Source organism: Streptomyces sp. NPDC088746 (assembly GCF_044751065.1).
Taxonomy (GTDB): domain Bacteria; phylum Actinomycetota; class Actinomycetes; order Streptomycetales; family Streptomycetaceae; genus Streptomyces.
Genome location: NZ_JBIVLA010000002.1, coordinates 36,399 through 53,609 on the forward strand (window position 1 = coordinate 36,399; position 17,211 = coordinate 53,609).

Genomic DNA, 17,211 nt, shown 5'->3' on the forward strand with positions numbered 1-17,211 from the left:
CCTTTCCCACTCCGGCCCGCGGTCATGTCCGCAGGAGGCGGGCGATCGCCTTGGTGGCCTCCTCGACCTTCGCGTCGATCTCCTCGCCGCCCTTGAGGGCGGCGTCCGCGACGCAGTGGCGCAAATGCTCCTCCAGCAGCTGGAGCGCGAACGACTGCAGGGCCTTGGTGGACGCCGAGACCTGGGTGAGTATGTCGATGCAGTAGACGTCCTCGTCCACCATCCGCTGGAGGCCGCGGATCTGGCCCTCGATGCGGCGCAGCCGCTTGAGGTGCTCGTCCTTCTGGTGGTGGTACCCGTGGATGCCGCGGTCGTGGTCGGTGACGACTGCTTCCGTACCGCCTGCTCCGGTGGCCTCGGTGGTGGTCATGGGGTCCTCCCGTTGTCCTCGTGGCCTGCGGTGAGCGTGCCGTTCCGTACCCTCTGTATACCCCTGCCGGGTATATCGTACCGAATCCAGCCGAAACGTGACCGGGGGGCCGTGCTGATCACTGTGCCCGATGCGCGACACTGAAGAACGCCGGTTAGCCGTGGCCGGATGATGCGCCTAGCATCAGCCTGACCGAATCCAAAGCACCCCGAGGACCCCACGTGCGCTTTCGTCTGACCCCCAGGGAGACGAGCTTCTACGACATGTTTTCCGCATCCGCGGACAACATCGTCACGGGCTCGAAGCTCCTGATGGAACTGCTCGGGGCGGATTCTGCCTCCCGAGTCGAGATCGCGGAGCGTATGCGGGCAGCGGAGCACGCGGGGGACGATGCCACCCACGCGATCTTCCACCAGCTGAACTCCTCCTTCATCACGCCGTTCGACCGCGAGGACATCTACAACCTGGCCTCGCAGCTCGACGACATCATGGACTTCATGGAGGAGGCCGTCGACCTGGTCGTCCTGTACCAGATCGAAGAGCTCCCGAAGGGTGTCGAGCAGCAGATCGAGGTCCTGGCCAGGGCGGCGGAACTCACCGCCGAGGCCATGCCGAGTCTGCGGACCATGGACAACCTCACCGAGTACTGGATCGAGGTCAACCGCCTGGAGAACCAGGCCGACCAGATCCACCGCAAGCTGCTCGCGCATCTGTTCAACGGCAAGTACGACGCCATGGACGTGCTGAAGCTCAAGCAGATCGTGGATGTGCTGGAAGAGGCGGCTGACGCGTTCGAGCACGTCGCCAACACCGTGGAGACCATCGCGGTCAAGGAGTCCTGAACCTCGTGGACACCTTTGCGCTGATCGTGACCATCGGTGTCGCGCTCGGCTTCACGTATACGAACGGCTTCCACGACTCGGCGAACGCCATCGCCACCTCGGTCTCCACCCGGGCGCTGACCCCGCGTGCGGCTCTGGCGATGGCCGCTGTGATGAACCTCGCAGGCGCCTTCCTGGGCCAGGGGGTCGCCAAGACCGTCAGCGAAGGCCTGATCGCCACGCCCGAGGGCCAGAAGGGGATGGGCATCCTCTTCGCGGCACTGGTCGGCGCGATCATCTGGAACCTCGTCACCTGGTACTACGGTCTGCCGTCGTCGTCCTCGCACGCCCTTTTCGGCGGCATGGTCGGCGCGGCGCTGGCCGGCGGGACGATGGTGCACTGGGACGGCGTGCTGTCCAAGATCGTCATCCCGATGTTCCTGTCGCCCGTCATAGGTCTGGTCGCCGGCTATCTGGTGATGGTCGTGATCATGTGGATATTCCGGAAGTCCAATCCCCACAAGGCCAAGCGCGGCTTCCGTATCGCGCAGACGGTCTCGGCGGCGGGCATGGCGCTCGGACACGGTCTGCAGGACGCCCAGAAGACGATGGGCATCGTGGTGATGGCCCTGGTCATCGCCGATGTCGAGGGCCCGAACGACGAGATCCCGGTCTGGGTGAAGATCGCCTGTGCGGCGATGCTGTCCCTCGGAACGTACGCGGGCGGCTGGCGCATCATGCGTACGCTCGGCCGCAAGATCATCGAGCTGGACCCGCCGCAGGGCTTCGCCGCGGAGACGACCGGCGCGTCGATCATGTTCGGCTCGGCGTTCCTCTTCCACGCACCGATCTCCACGACTCATGTGATCACCTCGGCGATCATGGGTGTCGGCGCCACGAAGCGGGTGAACGCCGTGCGGTGGGGGGTGGCCAAGAACATCATCCTGGGGTGGTTCATCACCATGCCGGCCGCCGCGCTGGTGGCCGCGCTCAGCTACGGGATCGTCGTGCTGCTCTTCGGGTGAGCGGTTCTGCCGGGCGGAACGTGCCCGGCTGCTCATGGGTCCGCCCCTGCTCTCCTGTGGAGAGCGGGGGCGGGCCCTTCGCCTTGTGGTGGCACCGCCATGCAGCACCCCAAGGCCGTCTGTGGTTATCCGAAGCGGCCCGAGATGTAGTCCTCGGTCGCCTGGACCGACGGGTTGGAGAAGATCCGCTCCGTCTCGTCGATCTCGATCAGCCGGCCGGGCTTGCCCACCGCCGAGAGGTTGAAGAAGGCCGTACGGTCCGAGACGCGCGCCGCCTGCTGCATGTTGTGCGTCACGATGACGATCGTGAAGCGCTCCTTCAGCTCGCCGATCAGGTCCTCGATGGCGAGGGTCGAGATCGGGTCGAGCGCGGAGCACGGCTCGTCCATCAGCAGCACGTCCGGCTCGACCGCGATCGCGCGGGCGATGCACAGGCGCTGCTGCTGTCCGCCGGAGAGGCCCGAGCCCGGCTTGTTCAGGCGGTCCTTGACCTCGTTCCAGAGGTTGGCGCCCTTGAGGGACTTCTCGACGATGTCGGACAGCTCGCTCTTGCGGTACGAGCCGTTCAGCCGCAGGCCCGCCGCGACGTTGTCGAAGATCGACATGGTCGGGAAGGGGTTCGGGCGCTGGAAGACCATGCCGACCGTGCGGCGCACGGTGACGGGGTCGACGCCGGGACCGTACAGGTTCTCGTCGTCCAGCAGCACCTTGCCCTCGACGCGGCCACCGGGGGTGACCTCGTGCATGCGGTTCAGGGTGCGCAGGAAGGTGGACTTGCCGCAGCCGGACGGGCCGATGAAGGCGGTCACGGAGCGGGGCTCCACCGTCATCGAGATGTCCTCGATGGCCTTGTGGGAGCTGTAGTAGGCGGTGAGGCCGCCGATGTCGATGCGCTTGGCCATGTGGAATCAACTGCTTTCTGCGTGGCCTCAGCGGCCGGTCTTCGGGGCCTTCCAGCGGGCGATGCCGCGGGCCACCAGATTGAGGATCATGACGAAGGCGATCAGCACCAGGGCTGCGGCCCAGGCGCGGTCGTAGGACGCGGCCTCGCCGACCTTGTACTGCTCGTAGATGTAGAAGGGCAGCGAGTTCTGGGCGCCTTCGAAGGGGTTCGTGTTGATCAGCTGGCTGCCGAAGACCAGCAGGATGATCGGTGCCGTCTCCCCCGCGATGCGGGCGACGGCGAGCATGACGCCGGTGGTGATGCCGCCGATCGCGGTGGGCAGGACCACCTTCAGGATGGTGCGCCACTTGGGGATGCCGAGGGCGAGGGATGCCTCGCGGAGCTCGTTGGGGACGAGCTTGAGCATCTCCTCGGTGGAGCGGACCACGACCGGGATCATCAGGATCGTCAGGGCCAGGGCGCCCATCAGACCGGAGGGCTCGAGGTCGGCGATCAGCATGATCGACAGGATGAAGAGACCGGCCACGATGGACGGGATGCCCGTCATGACGTCGACGAAGAAGGTCACGGCCTTGGCGAGCGCGCCCTTGCCGTACTCGACCAGGTAGACCGCGGTCAGCAGTCCCAGGGGGGCGGAGATCACGGTGGCGATCCCGACCTGCTCCAGGGTCCCGATCAGCGCGTGGTAGACACCGCCGCTGTCGTCGGAGCCGAGGACTCCGGCCATCGAGTGGCTGAGGAAGTAGCCGTCGAGGCGCTCGGAGCCGCGGCTGATCGTGGTCCAGAGCAGCGAGGCGAGCGGGACGACGGCGATGAGGAAGCAGACCCAGACGATGCTGGTGGCGAGGCGGTCCTTGGCCTGGCGCTGGTTCTCGACGAGGGTCGTCGCGACGTACGAGATGGCCAGGAAGAGCAGGGCGGAGATCAGGCCCCACTGGACGCGGCTGTGCCAGCCGGCCGCCAGGGAGATCCCCACACCGAGCGCGATGGCCAGGACGGCGAAGCCGACCGGGGACCAGCGGGGAAGGCTGCGGCTGCTGAGGCCGCCCTTGCCGGGTTCCGGCGAGATCCGGGGACGGTCGTCCTGGATGTCGGTGGTGGTGGCGTGGGTCATGCGTTGGCCCCCGAGTACTCCTTGCGGCGGGCGATGATGAGCCGGGCCGCGCCGTTGACCAGCAGGGTGAGGACGAAGAGGACGAGGCCCGAGGCGATCAGGGCGTCACGCCCGAATTCGTCGGCCTCGCCGAACTTGGCCGCGATGTTCTGGGCGAAGGTCCCGCCGCCCGGATTGAGCACGTGCAGCGAGATGAGGAAGTTCGGCGACAGCACGGTGGCGACGGCCATCGTCTCGCCGAGCGCGCGGCCCAGACCCAGCATCGAAGCCGAGATGATCCCGGAGCGGCCGAAGGGCAGCACCGAGAGGCGGATGACCTCCCAGCGGGTGGCGCCGAGGGCGAGCGCCGCTTCCTCGTTCATCTTCGGGACCTGGAGGAAGACCTCGCGGCTGACGCTGGTCACGATCGGCAGGATCATGATCGCGAGCAGGATGCCGACGGTGAAGAGCGAGCGGGCGACGCCGATCTCGGTCTTCTCGAAGAGGTAGGTCCAGCCGAAGAACTGGTCGAGCCAGAGGTTCAGGCCCTCCAGATACGGGACGAGGACCAGCGCGCCCCAGATGCCGTAGACGATGCTGGGCACCGCGGCGAGGAGGTCGATCACGTAGGCGACGGGGGCCGCCAGCTTGCGCGGCGCGTAGTGCGAGATGAAGAGGGCGATGCCGACAGCGATCGGAACCGCGATGACCATCGCGATGATCGAGCTGACGACGGTGCCGAAGAGGAGGACCGCGATGCCGAAGACCGGCGGGTCACCGGCAGGGTTCCAGTCGAAGGTGGTGAGGAAGTTCCCCTCGTCCTTCGAGATGGCTATGGCGGCGCGGTAGCTGAGGAACACGGCGATCGACGCCATGATCACGAGCAGCAGAATGCCCGAGCCGCGTGAGAGGCCCAGGAAGATCTTGTCGCCGGCGCGTCCGCTGGACTTGGGACGCGATCGTGTTTCCGGCGGAGCCGGTGGGATGTCGAGCGGTGTGGTGGAAGCCATGGTCTTTCCGGTCTGTGTGGGGGAGCGGCTGCTCCCCTGGCGGCGGTGCACCGGATGTTCGGGCGGTGGGGGCCGGTCCGGAGGGGTGCGCCGGACCGGCCCGCCTGTGCGTGCGTGTCGTGCGGGGTCGGGCTACTTGAGGCCGGCGACCGTCTCGCGGACCTTGGCGTTGATCGCCTCGGGGATCGGGGCGTAGCCGGCGTCGGTGAGGACCTTCTGGCCGTCCGCGGAGGCGGTGTAGGTCAGGAAGGACTTGACGGTGCCGAGGGTGTCGGCCTTGTTGCCGGTGTCGCAGACGACCTCGTAGGTCACCAGGACGATCGGGTACGCGCCCTCGGCCTTGGTGGTGTAGTCGAGGTCGAGCGCCAGGTCCTTGCCGGTGCCCTTGACCTTGGCGGCGGCGATGGCCTTGGAGGCGTTCTCCGAGGTGGCCTCGACCGGGGCGGCACCGCCGGTGTTGATGTCGACGGTGGTGATGTCCTGCGACTTGGCGTACGACAGCTCGAAGTAGCCGATGGAGCCGTTGACGGCCTTCACCTGGCTGGCGACGCCGGACGAGCCGGAGGCTGCCTGGCCGCCGGGGGCGGGCCACTTCTTCTCGGCCTCGTACTTCCAGTCGCTCGGCGCCGCGGCGTTCAGGTACTTGCCGAGGTTCTGCGTGGTGCCGGAGTCCTCGGAGCGGTGGAAGGCCTGGATGTCCGTGGCCGGCAGCTTGACGCCGTCGTTGAGCTCGGCGATCGCCGGGTCGTTCCACTTCTTGATCTTGTTGTCGAAGATCTTGGCGAGTGTGGAGGCGTCCAGCGTGAGGCTGTCGACACCCTCCACGTTGAAGCCGATCGCGATCGGGCCGCCGACCATCGGGAGGTTGATCCCCTGGCCGCTCTTGCAGATCTTCTTCGACTCGGCGACCTCTTCGGGCTTCAGGGCGGAGTCCGAGCCGGCGAAGCCGACGGTGCCCTGGTTGAACGCGACGATGCCCTCGCCGGACGAGGAGGAGCTGTAGTTGATCTCCACGCCGGAGCAGGCGGCCATGTAGTTCTTGACCCAGAGGTCCATCGCGTTCTTCTGGGCACTGGACCCGGAAGCGCGCAGCTGGCCCTCGGCACCGTCGCACTTGATGTCCGACGCCGCGGCGCTCGTCTTGCCGCCGCCGTCCGCGTCGGCCCCGGTGTTGTCGTCCGAACCGCACGCCGTGAGGACCAGGGCGCCGGAGACGGCGAGGGCACCGAGCGCGGTGGCACGAAGCCGGTTCTTGCGCTGAAGCTTCACTTTCGGGGTGTTCCTTCCAGGAGCCGCCGCGGCTGGTGGGGGTCGAGGCGGCGTGCGATGTGGAGTGGTGCGGCGGCTTGGCGCCGCGCACCTTGTACGTCCGAAATTAGGCAGAACAGGTGAAGCGGTCTGCGGGGGAGAGTGAACGGCAGGTGAACCGTGTCGGGCGGGCTGGTTCCGTCGCGCGGCGGGAGGGGCCGGCGGGCCCGGAGGGGACGTACGCGAGCCTTGGGCGGCCCCGGCGAGGGGACAGGGGGGGCCGACCGGCGAGGCCCTCAGACCTGCGGGCCGCTCTCCAGGAAGGCGTCCAGCTGGACGCGGTCGCCGGGGCGGCTCAGGCGGGCACGGGCCGTGCCGGGCGAGAGCCACGCCAGTCGGTCGACCTCGTCGTTGGGCTCGAAATCGCCGTCCGTCGCCTCGGCCGCCCAGTAGCTGACCTCTTTGGGGCGCCCGTTCGCCATGTAGTGGGCGGTGGGCAGGGCGGCGCCCGGCGCGCAGTGGTGGCCCGTCTCCTCCAGGACCTCGCGCAGGGCGGCCTCCAGCGTCGTCTCGCCGCGCTTCAGCTTGCCCTTGGGGAACGACCAGTCGTCGTAGCGGGGCCGGTGGACCAGGCAGATCTCCAGGCCGCCGTCCGGGGTGCGGCGCCACAGCACGCACCCCGCGGCCAGGACCGGTGTGCCGCTCATGGCGCGGTCACGGCCGCCGCGTACGGCCAGGTCTCCCGGAACACGGCGCGCGCCGCCTCCACCTCGTGCCGCTGGTCGGCGTGGAGCACCCCCAGGGCGTACGCCGTCGCGGGGGCGATGCGCGGGGTGCGCGCGGCCGCCGCGGCGGCCGCCGCGGCCTCTGCCGCGTCCCGGTGCAGGTCCAGCGCGTGACCCGGCCCGGCCAGGGCCGGATCGGGTGCGCCCCGCAGCATCTCGTGCGCGTACCGGTGGAGCCGCAGCAGCAGGCGGGCCTGGTGCCAGAGGGCGTCGTGGGCCTCGTTGTACGGCTCCACCGCCTCGTCGGGCGGGAGCGCGGCCACCGCGTCCAGCATCAGCTGTTCGGCCAGCCCGGCCGGTGCGTGCAGCACCTCCTCCGCCGGTTCCGCAGCCGAGGCCGACAGGGGGACCTCCGAGGCGAGCAGCGCGACGGCGTCGGCGACGGCGTGGAAGCGGGAGGAGCCCAGGGCCTGGAGCGCGGCCGAGTGGGCGCGGGTCCGGGCGAGGGTCAGCCGGCGCTCCAGGAGCGCCCCGGCCCGGGCCGCGCCGACACCGAGCGCGGCCCGCTCCTTGTCGCTGCCGTCCGTACCCTCCCCCGGAGCGGGCCTGGCCGCCGGGAGCGCGGCGCCGGAGAGCTGGTGCAGCGCCTCCAGGAGCCGGCCGAGCCGGGTGGCGTACGCGTGCTCGCGGGCCAGGGTTCCGGAGAGCCAGGCCAGTTCGGCGCGGAGCTGGTCGGCCCAGGCCGGGTCGAGCGCACCCCGGAAGGTGTGCAGCGTGCCGCTGATCCGGCGCGCCGCGTGGCGCAGCGCGCGGGCGGCGTCGTCGGCGCTCTGCGTGCCGGCGTCCGCGGGGGCGCTGTGCTCGCGGTGCAGCCGCAGGCCCCGCAGGAAGCAGGCGGCCTGTTCGCGCAGGTAGGGCGCGAGGACCGCTTCCGCGGAGAGGGTCGTCGTCTGGTGGTCAGGGCGTCGCACGCCGGCGCCTCCGGGCGTCAATGAGCATCTCTTGTACGTGCCGCAGCGGCTGCCCGTCCGCGTCCGTGGAGTGCCGGGTCCAGTTTCCGTCGGGGCCCAGGTGCCAGGAGGCGGTGGTGTCGGACATCCCTGTCTCCAGGAGCCTGCTGAGGGCGGCGCGATGCGCGGGATCGGTGACGCGGACCAGTGCTTCGATCCGGCGGTCGAGGTTACGGTGCATCATGTCGGCGCTGCCGAACCACACTTCGGGTTCGCCGCCGTTGCCGAAGGCGAAGACCCGGGAGTGTTCGAGGAAGCGGCCGAGTATCGAGCGGACCCGGACGTTCTCGGAGAGTCCGTTGACGCCGGGGCGGATCGCGCAGATGCCGCGCACCCAGATGTCGACGGGCACGCCGGCCTGTCCCGCCCCGTAGCAGGCGTCGATGACCGCTTCGTCGACCATCGAGTTGACCTTGATCCGGACATAGGCGGAGCGTCCGGCGCGCTGGTGGGTGATCTCCTTGTTGATCCGGGCGATCAGGCCGTCGCGCAGGGACTTCGGGGCGACCAGCAGCCGGCGGTAGGTCTCGCGGCGGGAGTAGCCGGAGAGCCGGTTGAAGAGGTCGGAGAGGTCCGCCCCGACCTGGGGGTCCGCGGTGAGCAGGCCGAGGTCCTCGTAGAGCCGGGCCGTCTTGGGGTGGTAGTTGCCGGTGCCGACGTGGGAGTAGCGGCGCAGGGTGTCGCCCTCCTGGCGGACGACCAGCGACAGCTTGCAGTGGGTCTTGAGGCCGACGAGGCCGTAGACGACGTGGCAGCCGGACTCCTCCAGCTTGCGGGCCCACTTGATGTTGGCCTGCTCGTCGAAGCGTGCCTTGATCTCGACGAGGACGAGGACCTGCTTGCCGGACTCGGCCGCGTCGATCAGGGCGTCGACTATCGGCGAGTCCCCGGAGGTCCGGTACAGCGTCTGCTTGATCGCGAGGACGTCCGGGTCGCCCGCCGCCTGCTCCAGGAAGGCCTGGACGGAGGTGGAGAAGGAGTCGTACGGGTGGTGCAGCAGGACATCGCGCTCGCGCAGGGCGGCGAAGATGTCGGGCGCGGACGCGGACTCGACCTCGGCGAGGTCGCGGTGGGTGCCGGCGATGAACTTGGGGTACTTCAGCTCGGGCCGGTCCAGCGAGGCGATGCCGAACAGTCCGGTGAGGTCGAGCGGGCCCGGCAGCGGGTAGAGCTCGGTCTCGGAGATCTTCAGCTCGCGCACGAGCAGGTCCAGGACGTACGGATCGATGGACTCCTCGACCTCCAGGCGGACCGGCGGGCCGAAGCGGCGCCGCATGAGCTCCTTCTCCAGGGCCTGGAGCAGGTTCTCGGCGTCGTCCTCCTCGACCTCCAGGTCCTCGTTCCTGGTGACCCGGAACATGTGGTGGGCGAGGACCTCCATGCCCGGGAAGAGCTCTTCGAGGTGGGCCGCGATGATGTCCTCGATCGGGACGTAACGCTGCGGGGACGCCTCCAGGAAGCGGGTGAGCAGCGGCGGCACCTTGACGCGGGCGAAGTGCCGGTGGCCGCTGACGGGGTTGCGCACGACGACGGCGAGGTTCAGCGAGAGCCCGGAGATGTACGGGAACGGGTGCGCGGGGTCCACGGCCAGCGGGGTCAGCACCGGGAAGACCCGCTGCCGGAAGAAGGTGAACAGGCGGGCCTGTTCCTTCTCGGTCAGCTCGGGCCAGCGGACCAGCTGGATGCCCTCGTCGGACAGGGCCGGCGCGATGTCCTGCTGGTAGCAGGCGGCGTGGCGGGCCATGAGCTCGCGGGAGCGGGTCCAGATCAGGTCCAGGACCTCGCGGGGCTGCAGCCCGGACGCGGAGCGGGTGGCGACCCCGGTCGCGATACGGCGCTTGAGACCGGCGACCCGGACCATGAAGAACTCGTCCAGGTTCGAGGCGAAGATCGCGAGGAAGTTAGCCCGTTCGAGTAGGGGTGTGGCCGGGTCCTCGGCGAGTTCCAGAACGCGTTCGTTGAACGCGAGCCAACTGCGCTCCCGGTCGAGGAACCGTCCCTGCGGCAGCTCGTCGCCGTCGCCCTCGGGCTCGTACGCGTCCGGGTCGTTGTCCAGATCGGGGTCGAGGTCGGCGGCTGTGGACAGGCCTGCGGGCACCGCGCCCGCGACGGCGTGGGGCCGGTGGGCGGCGAGGGAGCCCACCGACGGCTGGGCGGGCTGGACCGGGACCTCGGAGCTGGGCTGCTGGCTCATGGACCTATTCTTCCGCGCGTTCGGCTCCTCAGGCGCGTCGGAGCCCGGAAAGATCGCGGAAGGAGCGGAAGTGGCCCCTGGACCGGGGCCGCTCCCGTTGCGGGGGGCGGGCACAGCTGGCTGCATCCCGTGAGGGTCGCAAGCCCGTCTGAATGGCCGGTAACGGTGACATGACGTACAGGAAGCGGTGTGGCTGCGGGTGCCGTCCCCTCCTCACCGTAGGTGAACCTTCCGCCCGGGCTCCCCCCGGGGCCCGGACGGAGGGCGGCTCTCAGGCGGCGCGGCGGCGCAGGACGCGGAACGCGACGGCGACGGCCAGGGTGGCGAGGGCGAGCACGATGCCCGTCTCGACGAGCTGGAGGGGCCAGAAGTGCGAGGCGGGGTGGTAGTCGGCGAACCGGCCGGTGATGCCGCGTTCAGCGACGCATCGGGCCTCGTCGACGTTCTGCCCCCAGCACACGTCCACCGGAAGCCGCTCGCCACGGCTGGTGAGCTGTCCGGTCTCGAGGATCCAGGGGTCCGAGACCGAGTCGAGCGCCCCGGTCGCGGTCTGTGACGGCCACAGGCTCTTCCGGACGCTCCCGACGATGACGACGACCGCGCCGACGGCGAGGGCCGCCGCTGCCATCGAGGGCACGGTGCGGCGGATCAGGAGCCCCATGAGCGCTCCGGCCGTGAGCCCGAGCAGCGCGTAGCCGAGGGGGGCGATGCCCATCGTGACGAAGACCGGGCCGTCGAACCATTCGGCGGGGTACTCGGCGCCCGTCCTCTCCCGCGCCCAGGTGAAGGCGACGGACAGAGCCGAGACGCCGACGAGCAACGGCACGGCCGGGACCGCGAGCTTCGCGGCGAGCCACCGTGCGGGGGTCACGGACTGCGACCAGGCCAGCTTGTAGGTGCCGGTCTCCAGTTCGCGGGCGATCAGCGGGCCGGCGGCGAAGGCACCGACGAGCACGGGCAGTATCAGCATGATCAGCCCGGCGTAGACCTGCACGGCGTGCATCAGGTACTGGTCGTCGAGATAGCTCCGGACGGTGTCACCGCACCCGAGCACCGTGTGCTCCACCGAACAGCCTGTGCCGGAGAACCGCTCGGCGAACCAGGCCGTGAGTAGACGGGTGGCCGCAATGAGGGCCACTCCCACGGCCATGAGGGCCGCGACGGTCCATAGCGTCACACGGTGCTGCCGCACGATGACGCGGGCGGAGCCCCGCAGGGCGAGGGTGCTCATATCGCGGCCACTTTCTCTTCCTCGCGGGCGTGCGCGCTCGGCGTGAGCAGCGGCGGTGCCTCCGGGGACCGCAGATGGGCGAGCAGCAGCTCCTCCAGGGAGGGTTGCGTGACGTCCCAGGCGGCGGGGTCCACCGGACCCTCCTTGCGTACGAGTGCGGTGAGCTGACGTCCCGTCGTGCGGGATTCGACGACGGTGTGCGGGGTGAGGTCGCGGGCCTGGCCGGTGACCAGGGCGTGCGCGGCGACGATGTCCTCGCTCTCGCCGCCGAGCCGGACCCGGCCGCCGTCGACGAACAGGAGGTAGTCGCAGGAGCCTTCGAGCTCGGTGAGGATGTGCGAGGACATCACGATGGTGGTGGCGTTCTCCGCCGCCTCGGCCATCAGGACGCCCATCAGCTGGTGCCGTGCCAGCGGGTCGAGATCGGCCATCGGCTCGTCCAGCAGCATCAGTTCGGGTCGCTTGCCCAGCGCCAGCGCGAGGGCGAGCCGGGTCCGCTGCCCGCCGGAGAGCGCCCGGACCTTCGCGTCCTGCGGGAGCGGTGCGGCGACCCGGTCGGCGGCCGCGCGGTCCCAGGTGACGGGGTTGAGCTCCTGGCCCGCCCACAGGGTGTCGGCCACGGTGAGCTGCCCGTACAGCGGCTTGTCCTGGGATACGTACGCGATGCGGGGCCGCGCCTCTCCGGGACCGGTGCCGAGCACGCGCACCGAGCCCTCGGTGGGCCGGAGCAGGCCGGCGGTGAGGGCGAGCAGTGTGGACTTCCCGGCCCCGTTGGGCCCGACGAGGGCGCAGACCCGCCCCGTGGGCAGCCGGAACGAGCAGTCGCGCAGGGCCCACCCCCGCTTGCGTCCGTACGTCATACCGAGGCCGTACGCCTCGATCGCGGCGCCTGTCATCAGTCCTGGTCCCCCTTGAATGTGCTGTCCAGTACGTCGGTGAAGAGCGCGCTCACGTCGTCCTTGTCCAGACCCGCGGCGCGGGCCCTGCGGGTCCAGTCGGTGAGTTCGGCGCGCAGGGGTGCGTCGGTGGTGACCGCCGCGCTGCCGAGGGTGCGGCGGACGAAGGTGCCGAGGCCGCGGCGGGCCTCGACGAGGCCTTCGCGTTCCAGCTCGCGGTAGGCCTTGAGAACGGTGTTCGGATTGATCGCCGTGGCCTCGACGACCTCACGGGCCGTCGGCAGCCGGTCGCCCGGCTCCAGCACACCGAGGCGGAGCGCCTGCTTCGTCTGCTGCACGATCTGCAGGTAGGTGGCGACGCCGCTGCGCCGGTCGATGCGGAACTCGACCGCTGCGGATCCTGCCATCTGCACCACCCTTTCACTAATTGAGTAGTGAAAGGGTGGCGTAAAGGAGGGGCGGAGTCAAATGACGCCGCCCCTGCGGTGGTTGTGCCTGGTCAGGACTCCGTGCGGTACATCAGGTCCACCTCGTGCGTGGCGAAGCCCATCCGCTCGTACACCGACAGGGCGGCCGGGTTGTCCGCGTCCACGTAGAGCATCGCCGTCGGCAGCCCCCGGGAGGCCAGGTGCCGCAGGCCGATGGCGGTGAGCGCCTTGCCGAGCCCGCCGCCCTGGGCGTCGGGGAGGACGCCGACGACGTAGACCTCGCCGAGCTCGTCCTCGGCGTGCACCTTCGTCCAGTGGAAGCCGATGATCTCGCCGTCGCGCTCGGCCAGGAAGAAGCCCTCCGGGTCGAACCACGGCTCGGCCTTGCGGTCGTCCAGGTCGCGCTGGGTGAGGGAGCCCTGCTCGGGGTGGTGGGCGAAGGCGGTCCTGTTGACGGCGAGCCAGGCCGCGTCGTCCTGTCCCGGGACGAAGGTGCGGACGGTGACGCCCGGCGGAAGCACCGGCTCGGCGATGTCCAGGTCGGTCAAGGAGCGCCGCAACTGCCGCAGTTCGCGGAAGAGGGAGAGGCCCAGCACCTGTGCGAGGTGCCGGGCGGCCGACTTGCCACCGTGCGCCCAGACCCGCAGCCGCTTCCCGGTCGCTGCGAGGAGCGCGGCACCCAGGGCGCGCCCGTGTCCGCGTCCGCGGTGGGAGGGGTGGACGACGAGTTCGGCGGCGGGAGCCTCGACGGGGTCCGTGTCCTCCAGCTGCGCGTATCCCGCCAGGGTGCCGTCGACGTTCAGCAGGAAATGCCGGACGCCCTCACGGTGTCCGCCCCTCAACTGCAGGCGCCCCTGCTCGGAGACGGCCTGCCGGCCGTCCGTCCCGGCGGCCTCGCCGAGGAGGGCGAGGACGGCGTCGGCCTGCTCGGGGGTGAGCGCGTCGAGGGTCTCGATCTCGCGCCCGGGGGAGGGGAGGGGTGCGTCAGTCGTCATGGGTACGAGCCTACGGCGCGGGGGCGGGAGGCCGGGGCACGTGGTAGCGCGGTCCGACCGGGCGCCGCCCGCCCCCTGTCACCCCTCGCGGTGCAGGACTTCCTGGGCGATGCGGGAGAGGTCGTCCGAGCTGGGCATCAGCTCTCGTACGCGTGAGGGGAGGGCCGCATACGTACTGACCGCGAGGGGCTCGTTCTGCGACTGGAGGGCGAATTCGACGACGGTCTCGTCCTTGCTCTCCGCGATGAGGATCCCGAGTGTCCGGTCGTCACGCTCCGGGTCGCGGAGGAGGCGGTCCACCGCGGTGACGTAGAAGCTGAGCTGACCGAGGTGTGAGGGATGAGCCTTGGTGGTCTTCAGCTCGATCACCACGAAACGGTGCAGCCTGAAGTGGTAGAAGAGCAGGTCGATGCGGAACTCCGTATCGCCCACGGTGAGGGGATACTGCCGGCCGACGAAGGCGAACCCGAAGCCGAGCTCGGTGAGGAACTGCACGATCCTCGTGACGAGCGCGTCCTCGAGGTCGCGTTCCGCGGCGGTGTCCGACAGCTGGGTGAAGTCCAGGCGGTACGGATCCTTGAACACCTGCTCGGCCGCATCGGATGCCTGGGGGAGCGTGACGTCGAAGTTGTTCGCGGCGGCGCCCTGAGCCAGGTGGAGGCCGCTGCGGATGTGTGTGCTGAGACGGTCGCGGGACCAGCCGTGGTGGACGGCGTGCTGGGCGTAGAAGTCCAGCTCGAAGCGGGTTTTGCACTTACTCATGAGGGTGACGACGTGACCCCAGGGCAATTGGCCAACAGCTTGTTGGCCAATTGGGTCGGGCCAGGTCCGAGCCATCTGCTGCATGTACTTGACGTTGCTGTGGCTGAACCCCCGCTGGTTCGGGAATTCGGTCCGCAGCTCCGTGGCGATCCGTCCGACGACCTTCGTCCCCCACCTCTCCTCGCCCTGCCGCTCCAGGATCGTCCGCCCGATCTCCCAGTACATCAGGAGCATCTCCGTGTTCACCTTGAGCTGCGCCCGCATGTGCGCGCCGCGCACGATCGACTTCAGGTCGTCGACCATCTCGTGGAAGCCGGGGGGAAGTTCGCCCCGTTGCTGGGCCGGCACCGTCGCCTCGGCCATGAGTTCGTTGTCCATGGGGCACATGCTTCCGGCATGTACGCGTACGGTGACGTTTCTGCTCGCATATGTACGCCCTACGGGTGATCGACCCCTTTCTGAGCGTGCGGCAACCAGTTCGTAACCCCGTACATCTGTCGCGCTACGCGCGTTGACTCTAGGCTGCCGCACGCAGGATCCAGAGACTCGAAGGGGACCGATGTCAGCGACACCGCATCCGCAGAAGAACCGTGCGCCCCGGCGGGTGCTCGCCGCCGCGGCCGGACTGGCCACCGTCGGCGCGCTCGTCGCCGCGATGCCGGCCGGCGCCCACGACCGAGGGCACGACCACGGCCACCCGTCCCGCACCGTCGACGTGCAACTGCTCTCCTTCAACGACCTGCACGGCAACCTGGAGCCGCCGGCCGGCTCCGCCGGGACGGTCAGCGAGACGCAAGCGGACGGCACGGTGAAGTCGGTCCCGGCCGGCGGCGTCGAGTACCTCGCCACCTCGCTGCGCAACGCGCGCAAGGGCAACCCGTACTCCGTCACGGCGGCCGGCGGCGACATGGTGGGAGCGAGCCCGCTGCTCTCGGGGCTCTTCCACGACGAGCCCACCATCGAGGCGCTCAACGGGCTCGACCTCGATGTGACGGCCGTGGGCAACCACGAGTTCGACGAGGGGGCCACGGAGCTCGCCCGTCTGCAGAACGGCGGCTGCCACCCCGTCGAGGGCTGCTACGAGAAGGGCAAGACGTTCGAGGGCGCGGACTTCCCGTACCTCGCGGCCAATGTGACGGCCGAGAAGACCGGGAAGCCGATCCTCAAGCCGTACACGGTCTGGAAGAAGAACGGCGTCAAGATCGGCTTCATCGGGGTGACCCTGGAGGGCACGCCGAACATCGTCACGGCCAACGGCGTCAAGGGCCTGAAGTTCCACGACGAGATCGAGACGGTCAACAAGTACGCCAAGGAGCTCGACCGGCAGGGCGTCAAGTCCATCGTCGCGCTGATCCACGAGGGCGGGGCCCCGGCCTCGTCCTCGTACAACTACGACTGCGACAGTCCGGGCGCCGGTGACGGCATCTCCGGCCCGATCACCGACATCGCCAAGGGCATCACGCCGAAGGTCGACGCCCTGGTCACGGGCCACACCCACCAGGCGTACGTCTGCACGGTCCCGGACCCGGCGGGCAACCCGCGCATGGTCACCTCGGCCTCGTCGTTCGGCAAGGTCTACACGGACACGACCCTCACCTACGACCGCCGCACCAAGGACATCGTGCGTACGTCGGTGGAGTCGGCCAACCACGTCGTCAGCCGTGACCAGTCCAAGGCCGCCGACATGACCGCGCTGATCACCCGCTGGAACACGCTCGCCGCCCCGATCGCCGGCCGGCCGCAGGGCTTCATCTCCGCCGACATCAACGGCCGCGGTTCCACCTCGCCCGAGAAGCCGCTGGGCAACCTGATCGCGGACGCCCAACTGGAGGGCCTCGCCCCCGCCGACAAGGGCGGCGCGGTCGTCGCGTTCATGAACCCGGGCGGTATCCGCTCGGACCTGGTGTACACGGCGTCGGGCAGTGAGGGCGACGGGGTGGTGACGTACGGGGAGGCGTTCACCGTCCAGCCGTTCACCAACATGATGAACGTCGTCGATCTGACCGGTGCGCAACTCGTCGCCGCACTCCAGCAGCAGGTCAGCGGCTCCAACGAGGCGTCGCCGAAGATCCTCCAGGTCTCGAAGGGCCTCACCTACACGCTGGACATGACGAAGGCGGGCGCCGAGCGGGTGGTCGCGGAAACGATCCGTCTGAACGGTGAGGCGATCGACCCGGCGAAGACGTACCGCGTCGCGATGAACGAATTCCTCGCGGGTGGCGGCGACGGCTTCGCGGCCCTCGGCTCCGGCACGAACAAGCTGGTCGGCCCGTCCGACCTGGACCTGTTCAACACCTACCTGGCGGCGCACTCCACGGCCGCCGCGCCGCTGGACCCGCCGGCCACGGACCGGATCACGGTCGTGCAGTAGCCCTGCACGGCCCGGTCCCGGGCCCAGGGGCACCGACGGCCCACCACGGGAAGTGGCGGGCCGTCGGCTTGTTCAGGCCGGTCCGGGGACGAAGCTTTCGTGTCCCCCCACGTGGCGCCACAGGATGT

Annotated in this window: 16 protein-coding genes; 3 read left to right on the top strand and 13 right to left on the bottom strand. The window is 69.7% G+C overall.

All coding sequences use genetic code 11. From position 1 onward, the window contains the following. Positions 1-22 precede the first annotated feature (22 nt). Positions 23-370: a metal-sensitive transcriptional regulator gene (locus ACIP63_RS07440; RefSeq protein WP_322984270.1), complete on the bottom strand. Its 348-nt coding sequence runs from the start codon at positions 368-370 to the stop codon at positions 23-25. Between the two features lie 221 nt (positions 371-591). On the opposite strand from ACIP63_RS07440, the gene ACIP63_RS07445 reads away from it, so the two are divergent. After that, a complete protein-coding gene (locus ACIP63_RS07445; protein ID WP_401512360.1) occupies positions 592-1,212 on the top strand; it encodes a DUF47 domain-containing protein in 621 nt (206 codons plus the stop codon). A 5-nt stretch (positions 1,213-1,217) separates the two neighbouring features. Continuing rightward, positions 1,218-2,216, top strand: coding sequence for an anion permease (locus ACIP63_RS07450; RefSeq protein ID WP_401512362.1), 999 nt, complete (start codon positions 1,218-1,220; stop codon positions 2,214-2,216). A 125-nt stretch (positions 2,217-2,341) separates the two neighbouring features. Here ACIP63_RS07450 and pstB read toward each other — a convergent pair whose 3' ends face one another. The 12 genes from pstB to ACIP63_RS07510 all read right to left on the bottom strand — a co-directional run bounded on the left by pstB (position 2,342) and on the right by ACIP63_RS07510 (position 15,090). After that, a complete protein-coding gene (gene pstB, locus ACIP63_RS07455; RefSeq protein ID WP_401512364.1) occupies positions 2,342-3,118 on the bottom strand; it encodes a phosphate ABC transporter ATP-binding protein PstB in 777 nt (258 codons plus the stop codon). Positions 3,119-3,145: 27 nt separating this feature from the next. Next, complete coding sequence (gene pstA, locus ACIP63_RS07460) at positions 3,146-4,234, bottom strand: phosphate ABC transporter permease PstA (protein ID WP_401512366.1); 1,089 nt, start codon at positions 4,232-4,234, stop codon at positions 3,146-3,148. Then, positions 4,231-5,223 carry a phosphate ABC transporter permease subunit PstC gene (gene pstC, locus ACIP63_RS07465; RefSeq protein WP_401512367.1) on the bottom strand — a complete coding sequence of 331 codons (993 nt, stop codon included), beginning with the start codon at positions 5,221-5,223 and terminating at the stop codon, positions 4,231-4,233. Before pstC ends, pstA begins: the two co-directional genes overlap by 4 nt. Before the next feature lie 132 nt (positions 5,224-5,355). Beyond that, positions 5,356-6,492, bottom strand: a complete 1,137-nt coding sequence (pstS, locus tag ACIP63_RS07470) for a phosphate ABC transporter substrate-binding protein PstS (protein ID WP_401512369.1) — start codon at positions 6,490-6,492, stop codon at positions 5,356-5,358. Positions 6,493-6,767: 275 nt separating this feature from the next. Then, positions 6,768-7,178 carry an NUDIX hydrolase gene (locus ACIP63_RS07475; RefSeq protein ID WP_401512371.1) on the bottom strand — a complete coding sequence of 137 codons (411 nt, stop codon included), beginning with the start codon at positions 7,176-7,178 and terminating at the stop codon, positions 6,768-6,770. Next, the gene (locus ACIP63_RS07480; RefSeq protein ID WP_401512372.1) at positions 7,175-8,167 is read right to left on the bottom strand and encodes a CHAD domain-containing protein; all 993 of its coding nucleotides are present in this window, start codon (positions 8,165-8,167) and stop codon (positions 7,175-7,177) included. The genes ACIP63_RS07475 and ACIP63_RS07480 overlap by 4 nt, the downstream gene beginning before the upstream one ends. Beyond that, positions 8,154-10,400, bottom strand: a complete 2,247-nt coding sequence (locus ACIP63_RS07485) for an RNA degradosome polyphosphate kinase (protein ID WP_401512373.1) — start codon at positions 10,398-10,400, stop codon at positions 8,154-8,156. Before ACIP63_RS07485 ends, ACIP63_RS07480 begins: the two co-directional genes overlap by 14 nt. A 271-nt stretch (positions 10,401-10,671) precedes the next feature. Further along, positions 10,672-11,631, bottom strand: coding sequence for a hypothetical protein (locus ACIP63_RS07490; RefSeq protein ID WP_401512374.1), 960 nt, complete (start codon positions 11,629-11,631; stop codon positions 10,672-10,674). After that, entirely contained in the window at positions 11,628-12,527 is a 900-nt protein-coding gene (locus tag ACIP63_RS07495) for an ATP-binding cassette domain-containing protein (protein WP_401512375.1), read from the bottom strand. Before ACIP63_RS07495 ends, ACIP63_RS07490 begins: the two co-directional genes overlap by 4 nt. Beyond that, positions 12,527-12,934, bottom strand: a complete 408-nt coding sequence (locus tag ACIP63_RS07500; RefSeq protein ID WP_401512376.1) for a GntR family transcriptional regulator — start codon at positions 12,932-12,934, stop codon at positions 12,527-12,529. Before ACIP63_RS07500 ends, ACIP63_RS07495 begins: the two co-directional genes overlap by 1 nt. A gap of 92 nt (positions 12,935-13,026) precedes the next feature. After that, on the bottom strand, positions 13,027-13,950 hold the full coding sequence (mshD, locus tag ACIP63_RS07505) for a mycothiol synthase (RefSeq protein WP_401512378.1): 924 nt from the start codon (positions 13,948-13,950) through the stop codon (positions 13,027-13,029). 78 nt (positions 13,951-14,028) lie between these two features. Next, the gene (locus tag ACIP63_RS07510; protein WP_401512379.1) at positions 14,029-15,090 is read right to left on the bottom strand and encodes a YhcG family protein; all 1,062 of its coding nucleotides are present in this window, start codon (positions 15,088-15,090) and stop codon (positions 14,029-14,031) included. A 181-nt stretch (positions 15,091-15,271) separates the two neighbouring features. On the opposite strand from ACIP63_RS07510, the gene ACIP63_RS07515 reads away from it, so the two are divergent. Then, positions 15,272-17,083 (top strand): bifunctional metallophosphatase/5'-nucleotidase, encoded by a 1,812-nt coding sequence (locus ACIP63_RS07515; RefSeq protein ID WP_401512381.1) that lies wholly within the window; start codon positions 15,272-15,274, stop codon positions 17,081-17,083. Positions 17,084-17,211: the final 128 nt, after the last annotated feature.

Coding starts and splice junctions, on each gene's coding strand:
- ACIP63_RS07440 (WP_322984270.1), bottom strand. CDS start 370: ATGACCACCACCGAGGCCACCGGAGCAGGCGGTACGGAAGCAGTCGTC.
- pstB (WP_401512364.1), bottom strand. CDS start 3,118: ATGGCCAAGCGCATCGACATCGGCGGCCTCACCGCCTACTACAGCTCC.
- pstA (WP_401512366.1), bottom strand. CDS start 4,234: ATGACCCACGCCACCACCACCGACATCCAGGACGACCGTCCCCGGATC.
- pstC (WP_401512367.1), bottom strand. CDS start 5,223: ATGGCTTCCACCACACCGCTCGACATCCCACCGGCTCCGCCGGAAACA.
- ACIP63_RS07475 (WP_401512371.1), bottom strand. CDS start 7,178: ATGAGCGGCACACCGGTCCTGGCCGCGGGGTGCGTGCTGTGGCGCCGC.
- ACIP63_RS07485 (WP_401512373.1), bottom strand. CDS start 10,400: ATGAGCCAGCAGCCCAGCTCCGAGGTCCCGGTCCAGCCCGCCCAGCCG.
- ACIP63_RS07490 (WP_401512374.1), bottom strand. CDS start 11,631: ATGAGCACCCTCGCCCTGCGGGGCTCCGCCCGCGTCATCGTGCGGCAG.
- ACIP63_RS07495 (WP_401512375.1), bottom strand. CDS start 12,527: ATGACAGGCGCCGCGATCGAGGCGTACGGCCTCGGTATGACGTACGGA.
- ACIP63_RS07500 (WP_401512376.1), bottom strand. CDS start 12,934: ATGGCAGGATCCGCAGCGGTCGAGTTCCGCATCGACCGGCGCAGCGGC.
- mshD (WP_401512378.1), bottom strand. CDS start 13,950: ATGACGACTGACGCACCCCTCCCCTCCCCCGGGCGCGAGATCGAGACC.
- ACIP63_RS07510 (WP_401512379.1), bottom strand. CDS start 15,090: ATGGACAACGAACTCATGGCCGAGGCGACGGTGCCGGCCCAGCAACGG.
- ACIP63_RS07515 (WP_401512381.1), top strand. CDS start 15,272: ATGTCAGCGACACCGCATCCGCAGAAGAACCGTGCGCCCCGGCGGGTG.